The sequence below is a fragment of the Fictibacillus sp. NPDC058756 genome, assembly GCF_042746035.1.
In the GTDB taxonomy this organism is placed as follows: Bacteria; Bacillota; Bacilli; order Bacillales; family Fictibacillaceae; genus Fictibacillus.
In genome coordinates this window covers 2,361,041-2,377,819 of sequence record NZ_JBHYPU010000001.1, presented here as the reverse complement: position 1 = coordinate 2,377,819, position 16,779 = coordinate 2,361,041, and the positions used below count along the sequence as shown (strand labels likewise).

Below are 16,779 nucleotides of genomic sequence, written 5' to 3'. Positions count from 1 at the left end.
ATATCAACTACTTCCAATAGCTAACTTAAAACGGTCAACCTTAATCAGACAATTTTTCACGCAGAACTTTTCCTCGGAATATAGTTTAAAAAGAGGAAGGGAGATGGCGGTTTGGTTGAGATTAAATCCGATAAACAAATAGAGAAAATGAAACATGCAGGATCAATCCTTGCTGAATGTCACAAAGCTTTAAGCAAAATGGTCTTGCCAGGAATCACAACGTTAGAACTTGATCAATTTGTGGAGCGCTTTCTTCACGAGAGAGGTGCAAAACCTGCGCAAAAAGGGTATATGGGCTATCCTTTCGCAACGTGTTCATCTGTAAACAATGAGGTCTGCCATGGCCTTCCTAATAGAAAACCTTTAAAAAATGGTGATATCCTTACCGTCGATTTTGTTGTGGATCATGATGGATGGCTCGCTGACTCAGCATGGTCATATGAAGTTGGGAAAATCGCACCAGAAGCACAGCGGTTAATGAAAGCAACTAGAAAAGCATTGTATAAAGGGATCGAACAAGCGCAAGTCGGTAACCGATTAGGAGATATTGGGAACGCGATTGAATCGTATGCTGACAGAAAAGGCTATTCTATTGTGAGAGAATTCATCGGTCATGGCATTGGTCGAAATATACATGAGGAACCACAAGTTCATCATATTGGCGAACGGAATACAGGCATTAAATTAAAAGAAGGTATGGTCATAACGATAGAGCCCATTTTCAATGAAGGGCTTCCTTATATCACGATGGGATCAGATGGATGGACGGCATTGACGTACGATGGAAGCTTATCTGTCCAATATGAACATACTGTTGCCATAACAAGAAATGGACCGATTATTTTAACTGAACAAGCTTAAAACTGAATTTGCCGCATATTCTTTATAAAAGGAATGCGGTGATTTTTTTTGACCTTGTAATTATTTTTTTAAAGTAACTTGACACAGACAAGTTACATATTGTAATATACTAACATAAAGTAAGTTAAATAAACTTAAGAAAGAGGGAATCATTACATGTTATCTTTAGGATTACTTATTATTCGTCTAGTTGTTGGTCTGGCACTTGCTGCTCACGGAGCGCAAAAGTTATTCGGCTGGTTTGGAGGCTATGGTTTAAAAGGAACAGGAGGCTGGCTGGAGTCAATTGGAATAAAGCCTGGCTATACGATGGCTCTAATAGCTGGTCTTGCGGAATTTGGCGGGGGATTGCTTTTTGCTGCAGGACTCTTTACAGAAGTAGGGGCGATTTTAATCGCTGCTACCATGCTTGTGGCCATCCTTAAAGTCCACTTGCAGAACGGTTTTTGGGTGACAGCTAACGGATACGAATTCAATCTTGTCCTTATTGCAGTAGTTGTTGGAGTTGCGTTAACAGGGGCAGGTACTTATTCACTTGATTATTTATGGCTGAAGTAGGGAAATAGAATAAAAATAGAGAGGAAACCATCTATTTAAGGTGGTTTTTTCTTTTTGAAAAGCGATATGCTATGAATAGGTTTAAAAAGCGTGATGTTGCATCATTTCTTTCATAGTCACACATGAAAAAATCACTTATAATAAATGAGTATTTTATAAGGAGGTGACGTTCCTTGTTTAAAGAGATGTCAGAGAATCAGATTTTATTGTATGTCATTAAAAACCTGAAAGAACTTAGAAAAAGAGAATTTCAGCTGCTTATTGATGAACTTCATCCATACGACATTGCCAATGTATATAAGAACTTGCCTGAAAAGCACAGACATAAGTTTGTAACGTTTTTGACAACCAGACAGATTGCATCATTGATTCAAGAATTAGACAGTGACCTGCAGATGGAGATTCTTCACAAATTAGGCATCGAACGTTCATCTCATATCATGAACTTGATGGAAAACGATGACCTTGCTGACTTGCTTGGTAATTTGGATGTAAATGAAATTCAGGATTTCTTATCTTCAATGAAAGCGGATGAATCAAAAAGTGTTCAGAGTTTGATGCAATATGACTCTGATACTGCCGGCGGAATTATGACCAACCGTTTTGTCTGGATTCCGAAAGTCTATACGGTTCGGGATGCGGTTGAAAAATTAAAAACATTCGCAGGTTTTGCCGAGAACATTTATTATCTCTATGTTATTGATGAAGAAAAAAAACTGGTTGGGGTTGTTTCGTACAGAGACTTACTGTTGGCTGAAATGGATGAAAAGATTGAAGAGATTATGTACAGCAGGGTTATTGCTGTACCTGCCGAAACAGATCAGGAAGAAGTAGCCAGAACGATTGAGCGATATGACTTTATAGCGGTTCCAGTTATTGATGATCAGGAACGATTGATCGGGATTGTAACTGTCGATGATGTTCTCGATGTCTTAATTGAAGAAGCGAATGAAGACATTGAAAAGCTATCAGCAACTGGTAAATCGATTGACTTTCAAACAAGCGCGATTGTAGCATCATATCGCCGTCTGCCTTGGCTTATCTTGTTACTCTTTATTGGGATATTATCTGGAAGCATCATCAGTACATTTGAAGGCACCATTGAAAAAGCTGTTGCCTTGACTTATTTTATGCCGATGATCGCTGGGATGACGGGGAACACAGGTACACAGTCACTTGCCGTTGTGGTTCGTGGATTAGTATCGCATGATATCGACCGGGCAACGATCATAAAGCTGATCATGCGGGAGTTTGGTGTAGGCTTTATTATTGGAATAACATGCGGTATTTTAATTGCGATTGTCGCTTTTTTATGGAAAGGCAATCTCATTTTAGGTCTTGTTGTAGGAAGTTCTTTATTTTTCACTTTAATAATTGGAACACTTGCCGGTACATTAATTCCTTTACTGCTGTATCGCTTTAAGGTGGATCCGGCTGTTGCATCGGGACCTCTGATTACAACGCTGAATGATATTTTCTCGCTATTTGTTTACTTTGGAACAGCAACAATGTTTTTATCTCATCTCTTATAAAAGGTTAGTTAAAAGGTACTATACTCATATACGTCTTTTGTGTAATAGAAACAGCATAAATGAAGTGCGATAATATTAAAAAAACATGGTTTTTCCGGAATTGGTCAGCGGCGTAAGTCATTCGACTAATTTCGGTTTTTTTACGCTCTGTTTCTTTAGCACATTCACCACATTTTGGAGGAGAATGTCTGCTAAATAGCTATGTTATAATGAATTGACTGAATTTTTTATAAAAAGAGGTGGGAAAAGTGGGTTTGAATCGGGAGGCAGCAGCAAGTAAATTTGTTTCGGCTATCATTTTAGCTGGGTTCATTATTTGGATTTTTAGTGCTTTTTCTATCACGAAATATCCTGATCTGCTTATTTTTTCTACATTATTGCTGTTTCTATTTATTACAGAATACTTTCCGATTCCGATTTGGAAAGGACTTAGTGCTTTAAGTTTTCCTCTGCTTTATACAATTGAACTTCTATATGGCTGGGGATTAACTGTTGTCGTATTTGGCGCAATGGTTTGTCTCATTCATGCGTTGAATAACCGTCCGCTTCGCATTGTTCTATTCAATCCAGCACAGCTCCTGCTTAGTTTTTTTGGTGCTGTTCATGTTACAGAACTTATTCTTTTATCCATAGAAGCTGGATTAAGCGCTTTCTGGTATGCAGAACTAAGAATGATCCTGATCGCTGGGATGTACTATATCATCAATAACCTTATCGTAGATGCTGTTTTACTGATTCGGCCACAAACGTACCCATTAAAAATATGGAAAACAAAAACGATCTCAGAGAGCCTTGTAACACTCTTTTCCATATCGTATATTACCTTAATGTTCTTGTTAGGCAGCCAAAATCGTGGTGTGGTTGACGTATTCTCCTATATCTTTTTCTTCTCCCCGCTGGTCGCGATCGCACTTATCTCTTCATTTATTGCGAGGCTGCACCAGGAGAGAAACCGTTTAAAGGCTTTATACAAAATTAGTACAACCTTCAATGCTCATCTTCCATCGAAAGATTGGCTTCAGCAAGCGGAGCTCCCATTTTTAGAGTTTCTCGGAACTGATGCGGTGATATTGTTTCTAAATGATGGAAACTCATGGAAAAAAGCATATGAAAACGGCGTGGTTTCAGTTGAAAAAGAAATTTGTTCTGATTTTATTGAGCTGCTGGAAACGAATCCTTCCATGCATTTATTTAACAAAAAAAATGAGAATAACGCGTGGGGATTTTCTTTCTTTCCCGGTTCTATCAAGTCTGTCATGCTGGCGCCGCTAATGGCGGAAGAAGAGGTAACGGGGGTACTTATTACTGGCAGAACGAGATCGCATTCTTTTTCTGCAGTTGATACACAAACCATGGCAACATTAGCAAACCAGCTGGCAGTTGCCTGGAAAACAAAATTGCTGATTTCTGAACGTGAAAAACGTGTTTTATTAGAAGAACGAAACCGTATTGCGCGTGAAATACATGATGGAATTGCACAGACACTGGCTGGATCTGTCATGCAGCTTGAAACGGCACAGCGTGTTTTTACCATAAAACCTGAAAGAACAAAACAATTAGTAGCAGTCAGTACAGAGAAGCTGAGAGGGAGTTTGAAGGAACTCCGAGAGTCCATCTATGCATTAAGACCTTATCCAACTGAAAGAATTGGGCTTCATCAAGCAATTAAAGCAAAGATAAAGTCTATAAAAGAAGAAGGGCACATCATTCAGATTCATTTTCAGGAGCGGGGAACACCTAGCAGATTGAGTACAATGGTTGAAAAAGTGATTTTTGATATTTTTCAAGAAAGCCTTCAAAACGTCTTAAAGCATGCAAAGGCTACAAAGGTGAGCATCCTGCTAAGCTACTCAAACGATCAAGTAATTTTTAGGATCAAAGATGACGGTGTTGGATTTTCTCTTTATGAATCGATGATTAAAGCTCAGCAAGAACCCCATTACGGCATATTAAACATGAATGAACAGTCAGATACTTTGGGGGCATCTCTTCATATTGATTCTGCCAAAGGAAAAGGAACAGAAATTAAACTTCAAATACCTCAATTAGAAACAAAGGAGGCTCACATAACATGATTTCTATATTACTAGTAGATGACCATGCTATTCTAAGAGACGGATTAAAAAATATACTATCTTTTGAAGATGATATAAAAGTTATTGGAGAAGCGATCTCTGGTGAGGAAGCACTCAAACTAACAGAAGAATTGTCACCAGATGTGATCATTATGGATATTAATCTTCCAGGTATGAATGGAGTCGAAACAACAGCTGTTATTAAAGAAAAAAATCCTGATGCCCGCATACTCGTTTTAACGATGTACACACACGATGAGTATTTAATGTCTGCATTAAAAGCAGGAGCGGATGGATATTTATTAAAAGATGCTCCTTCTGAACATGTTGTTGATGCTATAAATGCGGTTTACCGCGGCGAATCTATGATTACACCGAGCATGACAAAGAAACTAGTAAATATTCACCTTCAGCAAACCCAAGTGAAGAAAGATGAATCGAACCTGACTGACAGGGAACAGGAAGTGCTGATTGGTTTAGTAGAAGGACTGAGCAATAAAGAAATCGCAGAAAAACTCTTTATCAGTGATAAAACAGTAAAAATCCACGTTAGTAAAATCTTTAAAAAACTAGAAGTTAAGAGCCGTTCCCAAGCCGTCATCTATGCGGTACAAAACCATCTCGTTTCTATGTAAACCAGTCCATTGGCTGGTTTTTTTTGAAAGATTAGAAAGCATAAAAATATGTCGCTTTTGAAAGCAGTTGATTTCCGCTCCAGGTACTCGCTATCCGGGGGACGTGCGGTGAGCCTCCTCTGCGCTTGCGCCGTTAGGAGTCTCACCTGTCCCGCTTCATAGAAGGAACCTTGCTCCTGCGTCTACAAGTTAATGCTACCGATGTGAGTTTCTCGTCGCATGCCTTGCGAGAAGCTTATCATGTGGTAGGCACGCACCTTGCGCTACAATCAACTTTTCAATGAAGATAATGAAAATAACCATAACAATAAGAGCCTTATTTATGAACTGAAATAGCACCCTTTAGTGTCGCTTGTCGAAAATTCGATAAATCTTTTTATGTGTGGAATGATTGAGGATTAGCATGGATTATTCCACATTACCATGAAATAGTTATCTATTACCCTGTTCTGTTGCATTACTGACCCTAATATAAAGAGGAAAAGAAGTTTACTATCTCACAACAAGGGGCGTTTTTTCTTAAAACGCTTTTTTATGAAAAATTGTTGCATTTTTCCACCTTGAGGCTAAAATTAATAGAAACATATGAGAGGGGAACAGGCAGATGGTTGTTAAAGCAGATCAGACGATGCATGAGAAAGTGATGAATTATTTGAGTGATGAACCTGCTCTAAATCTATTTATCATTGCGGATATTGAGAATTTCGGCTATGAAACTGATTTTCAGGAAATCTGGACAGACCTTGATGAGGCAGGAGAAATACAAGGGATCCTCCTTCGCTATATGGGGAACTACTTGCCATATTCAAAAGGAACCATTAATGCAAAAGATTTTTCAGAGATCATAAACAAAGACACCGCATACGAAATGCTCTCAGGGAAAAAAGAGATCACTGAACAGTTCCGTCCATATGTTAAGTTTGGTCGCACAAAAGAAACGTATTTTGCTGAGCTTAAAGATAACCGCTTGTTAAATAAAAACAGCAGCCGAGAAGGTATTCAGGAAGCAGGGCTTCAAGATGTGGATTCATTAATAGAACTGAAACAGCAGATTATAGAATTCACGATTAGAGCTACTGCAAGACAAAGTTTAGAGCAGGCTCTGAAAACAAAAACGGGACGTACATATTTTATGAAAGAAGACAACATTGTCGTTTCATGCGCCTCAACAACTGCTGAAAATTCATTATCCGCTATGATCGTTGGTGTATGTTCACATCCCGAAAAAAGAAACCAAGGTCTTGCAACCCTATGTATGGAAGCACTTTGTCAGGATGTTCTTTCAGAAGGAAAAGCACTTTGTCTTTTCTACGATAATCCAAAAGCGGGTTCCATCTATAAAAGGCTTGGATTTAAAGATATTGGCATGTGGAGTATGAATTTTCCTGTTAATATAACTGTTCCAGAAAACGGTCCAACAGAAGAAACACTAATAAAATAAAGGCTGTTTTCGTAAGCTTTGCTGCTCTTGAAAGTGGTTGATTTCCGCTCCAGGTACTCGCTTTCCGGGGGCGTGCGGTGAGCCTCCTGCCGCTACGCGTCTTTACGGGTCTCACCTGTCCCGCTTCATAGAAGGAACCTTGCTCCTGCGTCTACAAGTTAATGCTACCGATGTGAGTTTCTCGTCGCATGCCTTGCGAGAAGCTTATCATGTGGTCGGCACGCACCTTGCGCTCGAATCAACTTGTCTAAGAAGATAGTCGTACAAAATTTTTTCTTAAGTAGCCAAAATAAAAAAGACGGAGGAAAAATTAATTCTCCTACGTCTTTTCTTTAGGCGGATTGATCTTTTAATTCTTCTTTGCTTTCATTAGATGTTCTTAGCGGTATCTCTTTTAAGAAGAAGAAAGTAAGCAGCAGGGCGGTTCCGATCACGAGTGCTCCTGTCAGGAAAACGCCATTTAAGGCATAGCTTAAAGATTCGCGCAGAATCTCCATGACTTGTTTTAAGAAAACTACAGATTCTAAAGGCATGTCGCTGAACTTCGCCATCACTGCATCTTGGTTCAATAGTACTTGAGGGTTCGCCATCTCCTTAATTTGTTCACTCATCTGAGGAGTAACATTTGGAGTGGAAGCGATCAGTTTTTGAGAATTTTCGCTAAAGTGATCTGCCAATGTGTTGTTCATTACACTTCCCATGATCGAAACGCCGATTGTTCCTCCTAACTGGCGGAACAGCTGTACCGAGGAAGTGGAAACTCCTAAATATTTATGTTCAACGGCATTTTGTACAGTTAATGTAAAGATAGGGAACGTGATTCCAAGGCCTGTTCCTACTAAAATCATGTTCAGTGTAGCTGTAATATTCGTTGTTTCTGTATCCATAAAATGCATGCTTGTCATTCCGCTTGCCATGATGAATAATCCGAACAGGGCAAGTTTTTTATACTTGCCGGTCTTCGTTATGATCTGGCCGCTGATCGTACTTCCGGCTACCATCGCAAGTGTCAGGGGCATCATAACAAATCCGGATTTCGTAGCTGACGTGCCCATTACGCCTTGGATAAAGAAAGGCATATACATGATTGAACCGAACATTCCTGCTCCCAAGAATAATCCGATAATGTTTGAGATTGTAAAAACCTTATTTTTAAACATATCAAGCGGAAGTACAGGGCTCGCGACACGCTTTTCTGTACGGATAAACAAAAAGAGTGCAACGATTGTTACTCCGAAAAGTCCTATGATCTCGGGCGATAGCCATTCATACTGATTTCCAGCCCATGTGAATGAAAGCAGAAGTGGAACTACTGTTATCGTTAAAAGCAAAGACCCGGTATAATCAATGGATTCCTTTTCTTTTCTTGGAACAGATGGAAAAAGAAAATAAATAGCTGCAAAAGCTACTAACCCGAACGGAAGAAAGATCCAAAACACCCAATGCCAATGAAAATGATCCACGATATAGCCGCCCAGTGTTGGTCCGAAGACGCTTGCCAATCCAAAAACACTGCTCATAATCCCTTGCCATTTACCGCGTTCACGCGGAGAAAAGAGGTCACCTACAGCTGTAAAAGCTGTAGACATGATCATCCCTCCGCCAAAACCTTGAATCCCGCGGTATAGGATGAGTTCGAGGATGCTTTCTGAAACACCGCAAAGCAGTGAACCGACAGTGAAAACTCCAATACCTATAAGGATAAAGGGTTTTCGACCATATATATCTGATAGTTTTCCTACAAGAATAGCTGTAATGCTCGATGTTAACATGAAAATTGTAAATACCCAGCTATAATATTCAATGCCGCCAAGATCGGCGATTATTCTTGGCAGTGAAGTTCCTACGATCGTTTGATTTAAAGCTGCAAAAAGCATGGCAGCCATAATAGAAATCATGATTATGATTTTCCGCCGGAGTTCGAGATGTTCCATAATCTGTTTCCTCCTATTCATCTAACAAATAATTAATAAAGTGAAGTATATAAGAAAAGCAAAACTGCCCAATCAATCAAGCAGTTTTGTAGAAGCAGCTACCATGAGCTTCATTTCTTCTTCTGATAAATGAGTAAACTTTTTAGCTAAATACTCATTTTTAATTTGATCCATTTCATCTGCAATTTTCTTGCCGTCTTCAGTAATTTCCAAATATACGATTCTGCGATCAGAATCCGAACGTACCCGCTGAATATAGTTCTTTCCAACAAGCCGGTCTGTAACAGCTGTGATATGGCTGGATGAAACCTTTAATTCATTTGCGATCTCAGAGGCCATTAAAGGACTGTTCTTGTGAAGAGTCTGCAGAACTGCAAATTCATTGCTGGGAATATAATCGGTATAAACTTCATTCAAACCTTTTCTGAGAGTCCGAAAAAGTCTGCGTAAACTCATTTCCAATTCGCGTTCTAAGTTATTTCTTGATTGGGATTGCTCGTTATTTTCCATATTAACACCCTTGCTTTTTGTTTCTTCTCTAACTATATGATAATTTATATTTAATAAGAAAGAAAGTAAAAGGGTTAAGGGGAATAATAGATGAAGAATTCAACATTGTTTTTTGTGCTTCTTGGTTTTGGTTTTTTAATAGGTATCGCCTATTGGATCTGGGCAATTACAACTCAATCGCCACCGGGCGGGATGTAAAAAGAAGCTGTTTTCGCAAACTTTGTTGCTCTTTTAAGTAGTTTATTTCCGCTCCAGGTTGCTTCGCTTTCCGCGGGGCGTGCGGTGAGTCCCCTCGCCGCTTTGCGCCTTTGAGTGGTCTCACCTGACCGCTTCATGGAAGTATCCTTGCTACTGCGTCTACGAGTAAATGCTTCCGATGTGAGTTTCCTCGTCGCATGCCTTGCGAGAAGTTTTTCAGGTAGTAGGCAAGCACCTTACGCTCCAATCAACTTGTCAGTGAAGGGAATGAACAAAATTACATAAAAGCAACAACTTTTTAGAAAAGAGCCAAAAAAAAGAGCCGTCATGGCTCTTTTTTTATGCAGAAAAACATTTATAAATGAAAGGTTATTAATTAGGAGGTGTAACTTTGAAGGAGAAATACTTGATTACAAACCAGCATATCAAAAAGGAGCTCAAGCAGCGTCCAGGCGGAAACCGGACTCCTCGTTATGCAGTTGCTCATGATATTGGAAACCCAGGTTCAACAGCCAGGCAAAATTTTAACTATTTTAACAGCAGACCATTGGAAGCCTCTGCACATGTGTTTATTGACGATAAAGAAATTCTGGTTATTATCCCGCTGCATGAAAAAGCCTGGCATGTCCGATCAAATGTTTCAGATGCCAATGAATGGGCGATAGGAGTAGAATTGTGCTATGGATCATCAATTAATTTTTCAGAAGCTTACAACCGCTATGTTTGGTTTTTTGCTTATTTGTGTGAGAAATACCAATGGAATCCAGAGACCTGCATCAAAGGACATTTTCAGCTGGATCCGAAGAGAAGAACAGACCCGCTGAACAGTTTCCATAAATACGATAAAAGCTTTCCTTTCTTTATTGAAGATGTTAAATATGAATTGAAAAAAAGGCTGGTCAATCATGATGAATTCAAAGAAACAGCAACTTCACCAGACAATCTTTTTAAAGTGCAGATCGGGGCGTTTTCATCCAGAGAGAACGCACAAAAACTTGCAGCCAAGGCTAAAGCTGCTGGTTTTGCTGTTTACATTGAACATAACTAGATGATCTGCTGTTCTTTTTTCCACGTATAATACACTAAGCCGATCCCTGCTATAACAAATAATGGTTCTAGCACATTTGCTTCGGGCCCGCTCGTTACTCTGTGCAGCTGAAAAACCCAATGGAACAAAATGTTGTCTACTGTTAAAAACAATCCTATTGCAGCAATAAATCCGTGAAAAAATGAAGAATGATATCGTTTATAGATAAACAGTAATATAAATAACAAAATAATAACTCCCAAACCAACAGCCCCAATGCGTTCACCCATAGTTTCGGCCTTTAATTCCAAGGCAAAAACATTTGTGGACCAATGAGACATTGCAAAAATACCTAATATAAACCCAAACCAAACCTTCATAGTACCTCCTTACTAGTAAAAGAACAAAATCCGACATAAAATTCTAAAAAACAGGTTTAACTCATGTATAATAATGGTATATAGATAAGTGGTATGCAATCATTTTTTATTCTATAGGGGGATTATAGATACGATGGAACGACAATTGCATGAATTGGGGCAAAAGATCCTTACACATAAATACGATCTTGCCAGAAAAATTGATGAAGTTAAAGCTGAGTATGGTGAACCTGTATCAGAGCTTACTGACCAGGTTTTGAAGCTTCGAGGAGATTTATTCAGTTATTTTGGGGAAGCACTTTATCAAAAAATGGAGGATGTTGAACCTCGGTTTATTGCGTGGGGAAAGATGAGCGGCGAACTTGCCGTTCAATACGAAGTTCCTTTGGACATGGCGTTAAAAAGCACCCGATTCTTCCGGATTGTATTATGGGATTTCATTCGTAACGAGATTCATAATGAAAGTTTTTCAGTAGAGGCGGTACTTACAGCAGCTTCTGTTATTGACCCGTTACTAGATGCAACGGTTCATGCTTTCAGTGTTGCTTATGTTGAAAACAACAACAGAGTCCTTGGACTTGCACGTGAGGCGATTGAGGAGCTTTCTGTTCCTGTTGTCAGATTAACAAGAACTGTTGCAGTTCTGCCGCTTGTCGGTACAATTGATACACACCGTTCTAAGTTAATCATGGAAACGTCTCTTCAGAAATGTACTGAATTGCAAGTTGAACACTTATTTATCGACTTATCAGGCGTACCTGTCATTGATACGATGGTGGCTCACAACCTGTTTAAGGTTATCAATTCGCTTAAGCTTTTAGGTGTAAAAGTTACATTGAGCGGAATGCGCCCAGAATTAGCGCAAACAGTTGTATCCTTAGGAATCAGCTTTGAAGGAATCTCAATTTCAGGGAATCTTTATCAGGAGCTTGAAGCAATGGGAATCGCTCAACAGCCGATTTAAGAATAAATATCTGCCATTTTATGGGCAGGTATTTTTTTCTTGTATAAAAAGAACGTTTGTTCGCATATAATAAAAAAAAGGAGGTTTTTTTAATGACGAACATGTTGTTAAGATGCATCCAGGAGAGGGCAGCCATCGAGATGATCTACTTATCAGAGAAAGGTGTGATCAGCCACAGGCTTATTACTCCATATTCTTTTGATGGCAAATTAATAACGGCCTATTGCGCAGTCCGCAAACAAATTAGAACATTCGAGCTGAAAAATATTTTATCTGCGCAATTCAAATTTTCGCCTTCGTAGAATGGGGGGATAGACATGCAATATGGAAACGAGGAAGAGCGTTCACTCATTGAAAAATTTGTGATGTATCCGATTATGCTTACTCTATTTGACAGAGATTTAAAAGTTGTGAATCGTTCCCCATTTAAAATAAAACGGCCTTATATTGCATTGTTGGAACAGATTATGAATCAAGTGAGCAAGGATCTTCACGATGTCCGCATTGAACTTAGAAAAAGAAAAATTAAAGTGATGGATGGACGAAGAGATCATGATATTACTGAATATGAGATATTTATCAGGGGTTATCGTGAAATTATGCGATTTCCAAACGTTCACTTAAAAAATAAAGCAGAAACCCTCATGCTGTCATATCTTCGAGTAGCATCAAAATAATCAGTACTGCTTTTATTTAGGCTTTCTTCTAAAGCGTTTATAAAGACTCTTCATTGACAAGTTGATTGGAGCGTAAGGTGCGTGCCTACCACATGATAAGCTTCTCGTAAGGCATGTGACGAGGAAGCTCACATCGGTAGCATTAACTTGTAGACGCAGGAGCAAGGTTCCTTCTATGAAGCTCACCGCACGCCCCACGGAAAGCGAGCATCCTGGAGCGGAAATCAACATCTTTCAAGTCGCAACAAAATTAAAGAAAACAACCTTGTTTAAGTTTCCTTTTTGACTCTGTCTGTATACAATGAACGTAATGCAGAATGATATTATTACTGAAGAATATCAGAAATTGAGGAAACACATGGAACGTTTTATCCAAATGGCACGACAATTGAATAGAGAGATTATGATCGAAAGCCGCAACCCGTTTGACCCCGTATGTCCAGTGAATATACCTTTCCCATGGAAGATACTCGGATGCGGAAATTATGCCGCAGTATTTTATCATCCCGATTACCCTTCATATGTTGTAAAAATCTATGGCAGGGATGAGCATGGACTTCTTGAAGAAAAGAAGGTCTATGAACGTTTAGGTGAACATCCGGGCTATTCGGTTTGCTATTATACAGAAAAAAGATTTTTGATTTTAAAGAGAATAGAAGGGATCACGCTTTATGATTGTGTTCATAAAGGGGTCAAAATTCCTGAAAGTGTCATCCGAGATATTGATGAGGCTTTGTATTACGCTGAAAAAAGAGGACTGTTTCCGAATGATGTACATGGAAAGAACGTCATGATTTCAAAAGGAAAAGGTATAATAGTAGATGTTTCTGACTTTTATAAGAAAGTACCTTGCCGAAAGTGGAGGGATTTACGAAAGGCTTATTTCAAGGTTTATAAGCCTGTTTTTTATCGTTTTCCCATTCGGATTCCGTATTTTGTTTTAAATATGATCAGAGTTGGGTATAGGTACTATCGTAAGTTAAAATTATCCATAAACAAGGGTAATAAATAATGGTATTAAAGTCCTATAAAAAATATTGGCACAATTTACCTTCATAGGATATAATATCTATAAACGAATAGAAAACCTTTGTTTAAAGGCAAACCAGTTGAAAAACTGGGACGCAAAGCTATGGGCCTAAAGTATGAAGAAACATACAATGGCAGCCGGTTGCCAAAGGGGAACGGATAATATTGATGTTTTGAGGCGATAGGATTTATTCTATTGAGACAGAACGGAGTCACGAAAACAATGCATCTGAGATTACTCGGTGCAACTCACAGTTTTCATAAAGACTTCGCTGGTCACTGTAGATGAGTTCCGACGCTTGTCAAACATTAAATTAATGTTTTAATGTTATTAAACATTAAAAGCCATTTCCCTTTATTTAAGGGTAATGGCTTTTTGTATGCAAATTTTTAAGATTTGAGGGGTTGCAATAATGGAAAACTTCCAACTAGAATTACGCACACTCAAAAAAAGCTTATTTAAGGAATTCATGAAGTCGATTCCAACGATGATACATACACATAAAGAACACTTAAGCCAGTTTGATGACTTCAGCTCATTTATGAACGGTTTTGTTGAACAATATGAAAAAATATTAGAGAAATTTTTGCGTGGAATCGTACATGCAGTATTTTTGCAGGAGGAACGTTTTCAGCATTTCTTGAAACAAGCTGAACAGAAAGCATTCCGCTCAGGCATCCATTTCTTAAGACACCAGCGAATTCCTCACCAAGCGCTAGCTTGTTTCTCTACAAGTATAAGAGAATCAGTTCTGCAAGAAATGAAAAGAGTGACAGTTTCCGACTCGCTTCCGGTGCAGCTTTTTATGTTAGAACGCTGGAACACGGTAGCACATCGTGCGATTACAGGTTTCTTAAGCGGATTTTCATCTCAGCAATTTAAAGATTTAAAAGAGATCAGTATCCGTGATCCGCTTACTAATCTATATAATCGCCGTTATTTTTACGACTGTCTTGAAAAAGAAATTGGCAAAGCTCAAAAACAAGAGATGCCGATTACACTCGTTATGTTTGATATAAATAACTTCAAACATATCAATGATGAGTATGGCCATCATGCCGGAGATGAGCTTTTACAGCAGATCGCGGAATTATCCAAGCGATTAAAACTTTTATCAGGTTTTCGGTTTGGGGGAGATGAATTTGTCTTTTTGCTGCCGGGAATAACAGAAGAGGACGCTTACAAACTGGTTGAAAAGATGGAAAGCCAGCTAATGGCATGGAACCAATCTATTTCATTAGCATACGGTGCAATCGAGCTGTTAGGTGATGCATGTGAAAATATTGATTATTACCTGCAGCTTGCTGATGAACGGATGTACAGCAATAAAAGAGAAGTTAAAGCATAATTTCTGAGACTTAAGTGTGGTTTTTGTATAATGGAAGTTTAAGTAATATTAAACAAGAAAGACCGTATGCAATAATTTCCTGATTATAGCAACTAAATGCAAAGGAAGATGGCAGCATGAAAGACTTATTTATAATAACTGAACATCGTTCTGAGACCATCTCTTCACTATTGCGATGGTTCTTTCTTGTCATTTGTATACCGCTTTTTTATTACAAGCCGATCGCAGATGTTTTAAATTTTAACAAAGACACATTTCCAGTCCTTTTTACAATAGGGATTCTATATATGACATCTACACAAATCGTCTTAAACCGATTTCCTGAAAAGTCCTCTTATTATCTGATTTTTACCAGAGGCGGAATCCTTTTTGATTATATTGCTTATGTTTGGCTGATGCAGCTGTCTGGAGGCTCGGAAAGTCCATTCATGCCTGTAGGTTATTTGATTGTTATTCATGCCGCTCTTTACTGGAGGTTAAAAGGTTCTTTTATAGTTGGCGGTGCCAGTTTTGCTGTTATTCTGTACTTCTTTTTAAGAGATGGAGGATATCAGGACACAACAGAGTTTTTTCAGTTCTTTATGAATACGTCATTTTTATGGCTGATTGCCCTGTATGGAGGGGTAATTGCATCTAAAGAAAGACAGTATTATTTCGAGAAAAATATGTACCAGCTGCAATCTCTCCAGGATTATCTTACTGGGTTATTAAACCACCGAAAGTTCCAGGAGGATGTCTTAGAGAAAACGAAACAGAAAGCTCCTTTTGCGCTAGTTCTTTGCGATATTGATCATTTCAAAGAATTTAACGATACACATGGACATGTTATAGGTGACGAAGTCCTTAAACTTGTTGCTACAGCATTCGAGCGATATTTACCCGCAAAAGAAGGTAAAGCTTATCGATATGGAGGAGAAGAATTTGCGTGGATCATGGAAACGGCATCTGAATATGAAGTGACACAAACGACCCAGCAGGTTAATACCCACCTTCAAATGTATCCGTATATACATAAGGATGGAGAACTTCCCGTTACATTAAGTTATGGAATTGCTTTTTATCAAAAGGAAGACCGTCCGGCAGATATTATACAGCGAGCAGATACGCTCCTTTATGAAGCAAAAGCAGCGGGGAGAAACACACTAAAATTAGAACATAAAAAAAGTAACGAAAAGCAGCTCATCATGTAGCTGTTTTTCTTTTTTGTTAGGCTTTTCTCTAAAAAATGTTGCTTTTGGTCATTTTTTCATTTTCTTCATTAGCAACTTTATTGGAGCTCAAGGTGCGTGCCTTCTACATGAGAAGCTTCTCGCTAGGCATGCGACGAGGAAGCTCACGCCGGTAGCATTTACTTGTAGACGCAGGAGCAATAATACTTCTCTGAAGCGGTCAGGTGAGACCCCTCAAAGGCGCATATCGCAGAGGAGGCTTACCGCACGCCCCCCGGAAAGCGAGCATCCTGGAGCGGAAATCAACCTCTATCAAAAGCTGCAAAGGTTACGGATACAGCCTTTTTTTATAATAGGTATCCTTTAAATACCAGCCGTATTTCGTGCGTTTTGAGTATACTAGCCTTTGCCCTGCTAGTAGATTGTGAGATAATAGAAGC

General features: G+C 38.9%; 16 protein-coding genes and 1 riboswitch. Of the genes, 13 read left to right on the top strand and 3 right to left on the bottom strand.

The genetic code is table 11. The features are described from left to right. Nucleotides 1-111: 111 nt before the first annotated feature. From map to ACFW35_RS11895, 6 genes are all read left to right on the top strand, one after another. The gene (gene map / locus ACFW35_RS11920) at nt 112-861 is read left to right on the top strand and encodes a type I methionyl aminopeptidase (protein ID WP_379845944.1); all 750 of its coding nucleotides are present in this window, start codon (nt 112-114) and stop codon (nt 859-861) included. A 156-nt stretch (nt 862-1,017) separates the two neighbouring features. Then, nucleotides 1,018-1,419 carry a DoxX family protein gene (locus ACFW35_RS11915; RefSeq protein ID WP_379845943.1) on the top strand — a complete coding sequence of 134 codons (402 nt, stop codon included), beginning with the start codon at nt 1,018-1,020 and terminating at the stop codon, nt 1,417-1,419. A gap of 173 nt (nt 1,420-1,592) precedes the next feature. After that, nucleotides 1,593-2,951 carry a magnesium transporter gene (mgtE, locus tag ACFW35_RS11910; protein WP_379845941.1) on the top strand — a complete coding sequence of 453 codons (1,359 nt, stop codon included), beginning with the start codon at nt 1,593-1,595 and terminating at the stop codon, nt 2,949-2,951. 248 nt (nt 2,952-3,199) lie between these two features. Next, nucleotides 3,200-5,026, top strand: a complete 1,827-nt coding sequence (locus tag ACFW35_RS11905) for a GAF domain-containing sensor histidine kinase (protein ID WP_379845939.1) — start codon at nt 3,200-3,202, stop codon at nt 5,024-5,026. Next, on the top strand, nt 5,023-5,661 hold the full coding sequence (locus tag ACFW35_RS11900; RefSeq protein ID WP_066288615.1) for a response regulator: 639 nt from the start codon (nt 5,023-5,025) through the stop codon (nt 5,659-5,661). The genes ACFW35_RS11905 and ACFW35_RS11900 overlap by 4 nt, the downstream gene beginning before the upstream one ends. A gap of 604 nt (nt 5,662-6,265) precedes the next feature. Further along, nucleotides 6,266-7,102 (top strand): GNAT family N-acetyltransferase, encoded by an 837-nt coding sequence (locus ACFW35_RS11895; RefSeq protein ID WP_379845938.1) that lies wholly within the window; start codon nt 6,266-6,268, stop codon nt 7,100-7,102. A gap of 332 nt (nt 7,103-7,434) precedes the next feature. Here the strand turns inward: ACFW35_RS11895 and ACFW35_RS11890 are convergent, their stop codons facing one another. Next, nucleotides 7,435-9,036: an MDR family MFS transporter gene (locus ACFW35_RS11890; RefSeq protein ID WP_379845936.1), complete on the bottom strand. Its 1,602-nt coding sequence runs from the start codon at nt 9,034-9,036 to the stop codon at nt 7,435-7,437. Nucleotides 9,037-9,108: 72 nt separating this feature from the next. Then, entirely contained in the window at nt 9,109-9,546 is a 438-nt protein-coding gene (locus ACFW35_RS11885; protein ID WP_379845934.1) for a MarR family winged helix-turn-helix transcriptional regulator, read from the bottom strand. Nucleotides 9,547-10,135: 589 nt separating this feature from the next. Between ACFW35_RS11885 and ACFW35_RS11880 the strand changes: the two genes are divergently transcribed. Then, nucleotides 10,136-10,792, top strand: coding sequence for a peptidoglycan recognition protein family protein (locus tag ACFW35_RS11880; RefSeq protein ID WP_379845933.1), 657 nt, complete (start codon nt 10,136-10,138; stop codon nt 10,790-10,792). Here ACFW35_RS11880 and ACFW35_RS11875 read toward each other — a convergent pair. Then, the gene (locus ACFW35_RS11875; protein WP_379845931.1) at nt 10,789-11,151 is read right to left on the bottom strand and encodes a hypothetical protein; all 363 of its coding nucleotides are present in this window, start codon (nt 11,149-11,151) and stop codon (nt 10,789-10,791) included. The genes ACFW35_RS11880 and ACFW35_RS11875 overlap by 4 nt on opposite strands. Before the next feature lie 133 nt (nt 11,152-11,284). Here ACFW35_RS11875 and ACFW35_RS11870 point away from each other — a divergent pair, with 133 nt between their 5' ends. The 6 genes from ACFW35_RS11870 to ACFW35_RS11845 all read left to right on the top strand — a co-directional run bounded on the left by ACFW35_RS11870 (nt 11,285) and on the right by ACFW35_RS11845 (nt 16,360). Then, complete coding sequence (locus ACFW35_RS11870; RefSeq protein ID WP_379845930.1) at nt 11,285-12,115, top strand: STAS domain-containing protein; 831 nt, start codon at nt 11,285-11,287, stop codon at nt 12,113-12,115. A gap of 92 nt (nt 12,116-12,207) precedes the next feature. Beyond that, nucleotides 12,208-12,417, top strand: a complete 210-nt coding sequence (locus ACFW35_RS11865) for a hypothetical protein (RefSeq protein WP_379845928.1) — start codon at nt 12,208-12,210, stop codon at nt 12,415-12,417. A gap of 15 nt (nt 12,418-12,432) precedes the next feature. Beyond that, the gene (locus ACFW35_RS11860) at nt 12,433-12,792 is read left to right on the top strand and encodes a hypothetical protein (RefSeq protein WP_379845926.1); all 360 of its coding nucleotides are present in this window, start codon (nt 12,433-12,435) and stop codon (nt 12,790-12,792) included. Nucleotides 12,793-13,150: 358 nt separating this feature from the next. Next, entirely contained in the window at nt 13,151-13,804 is a 654-nt protein-coding gene (locus ACFW35_RS11855; protein WP_379845925.1) for a serine/threonine protein kinase, read from the top strand. Nucleotides 13,805-13,881: 77 nt separating this feature from the next. Further along, a riboswitch (cyclic di-GMP riboswitch) is annotated at nt 13,882-13,971 on the top strand. A gap of 263 nt (nt 13,972-14,234) precedes the next feature. Next, on the top strand, nt 14,235-15,170 hold the full coding sequence (locus ACFW35_RS11850; RefSeq protein WP_379845923.1) for a GGDEF domain-containing protein: 936 nt from the start codon (nt 14,235-14,237) through the stop codon (nt 15,168-15,170). Nucleotides 15,171-15,286: 116 nt separating this feature from the next. Further along, nucleotides 15,287-16,360, top strand: coding sequence for a GGDEF domain-containing protein (locus ACFW35_RS11845; RefSeq protein ID WP_379845922.1), 1,074 nt, complete (start codon nt 15,287-15,289; stop codon nt 16,358-16,360). Nucleotides 16,361-16,779: the final 419 nt, after the last annotated feature.

Bases quoted from the DNA above. Each gene is read 5' to 3' on its own strand.
- ACFW35_RS11915 (WP_379845943.1), top strand. From the start codon at position 1,018: ATGTTATCTTTAGGATTACTTATTATTCGTCTAGTTGTTGGTCTGGCA.
- ACFW35_RS11900 (WP_066288615.1), top strand. From the start codon at position 5,023: ATGATTTCTATATTACTAGTAGATGACCATGCTATTCTAAGAGACGGA.
- ACFW35_RS11895 (WP_379845938.1), top strand. From the start codon at position 6,266: ATGGTTGTTAAAGCAGATCAGACGATGCATGAGAAAGTGATGAATTAT.
- ACFW35_RS11890 (WP_379845936.1), bottom strand. From the start codon at position 9,036: ATGGAACATCTCGAACTCCGGCGGAAAATCATAATCATGATTTCTATT.
- ACFW35_RS11885 (WP_379845934.1), bottom strand. From the start codon at position 9,546: ATGGAAAATAACGAGCAATCCCAATCAAGAAATAACTTAGAACGCGAA.
- ACFW35_RS11875 (WP_379845931.1), bottom strand. From the start codon at position 11,151: ATGAAGGTTTGGTTTGGGTTTATATTAGGTATTTTTGCAATGTCTCAT.
- ACFW35_RS11870 (WP_379845930.1), top strand. From the start codon at position 11,285: ATGGAACGACAATTGCATGAATTGGGGCAAAAGATCCTTACACATAAA.
- ACFW35_RS11865 (WP_379845928.1), top strand. From the start codon at position 12,208: ATGACGAACATGTTGTTAAGATGCATCCAGGAGAGGGCAGCCATCGAG.
- ACFW35_RS11860 (WP_379845926.1), top strand. From the start codon at position 12,433: ATGCAATATGGAAACGAGGAAGAGCGTTCACTCATTGAAAAATTTGTG.
- ACFW35_RS11855 (WP_379845925.1), top strand. From the start codon at position 13,151: ATGGAACGTTTTATCCAAATGGCACGACAATTGAATAGAGAGATTATG.
- ACFW35_RS11850 (WP_379845923.1), top strand. From the start codon at position 14,235: ATGGAAAACTTCCAACTAGAATTACGCACACTCAAAAAAAGCTTATTT.
- ACFW35_RS11845 (WP_379845922.1), top strand. From the start codon at position 15,287: ATGAAAGACTTATTTATAATAACTGAACATCGTTCTGAGACCATCTCT.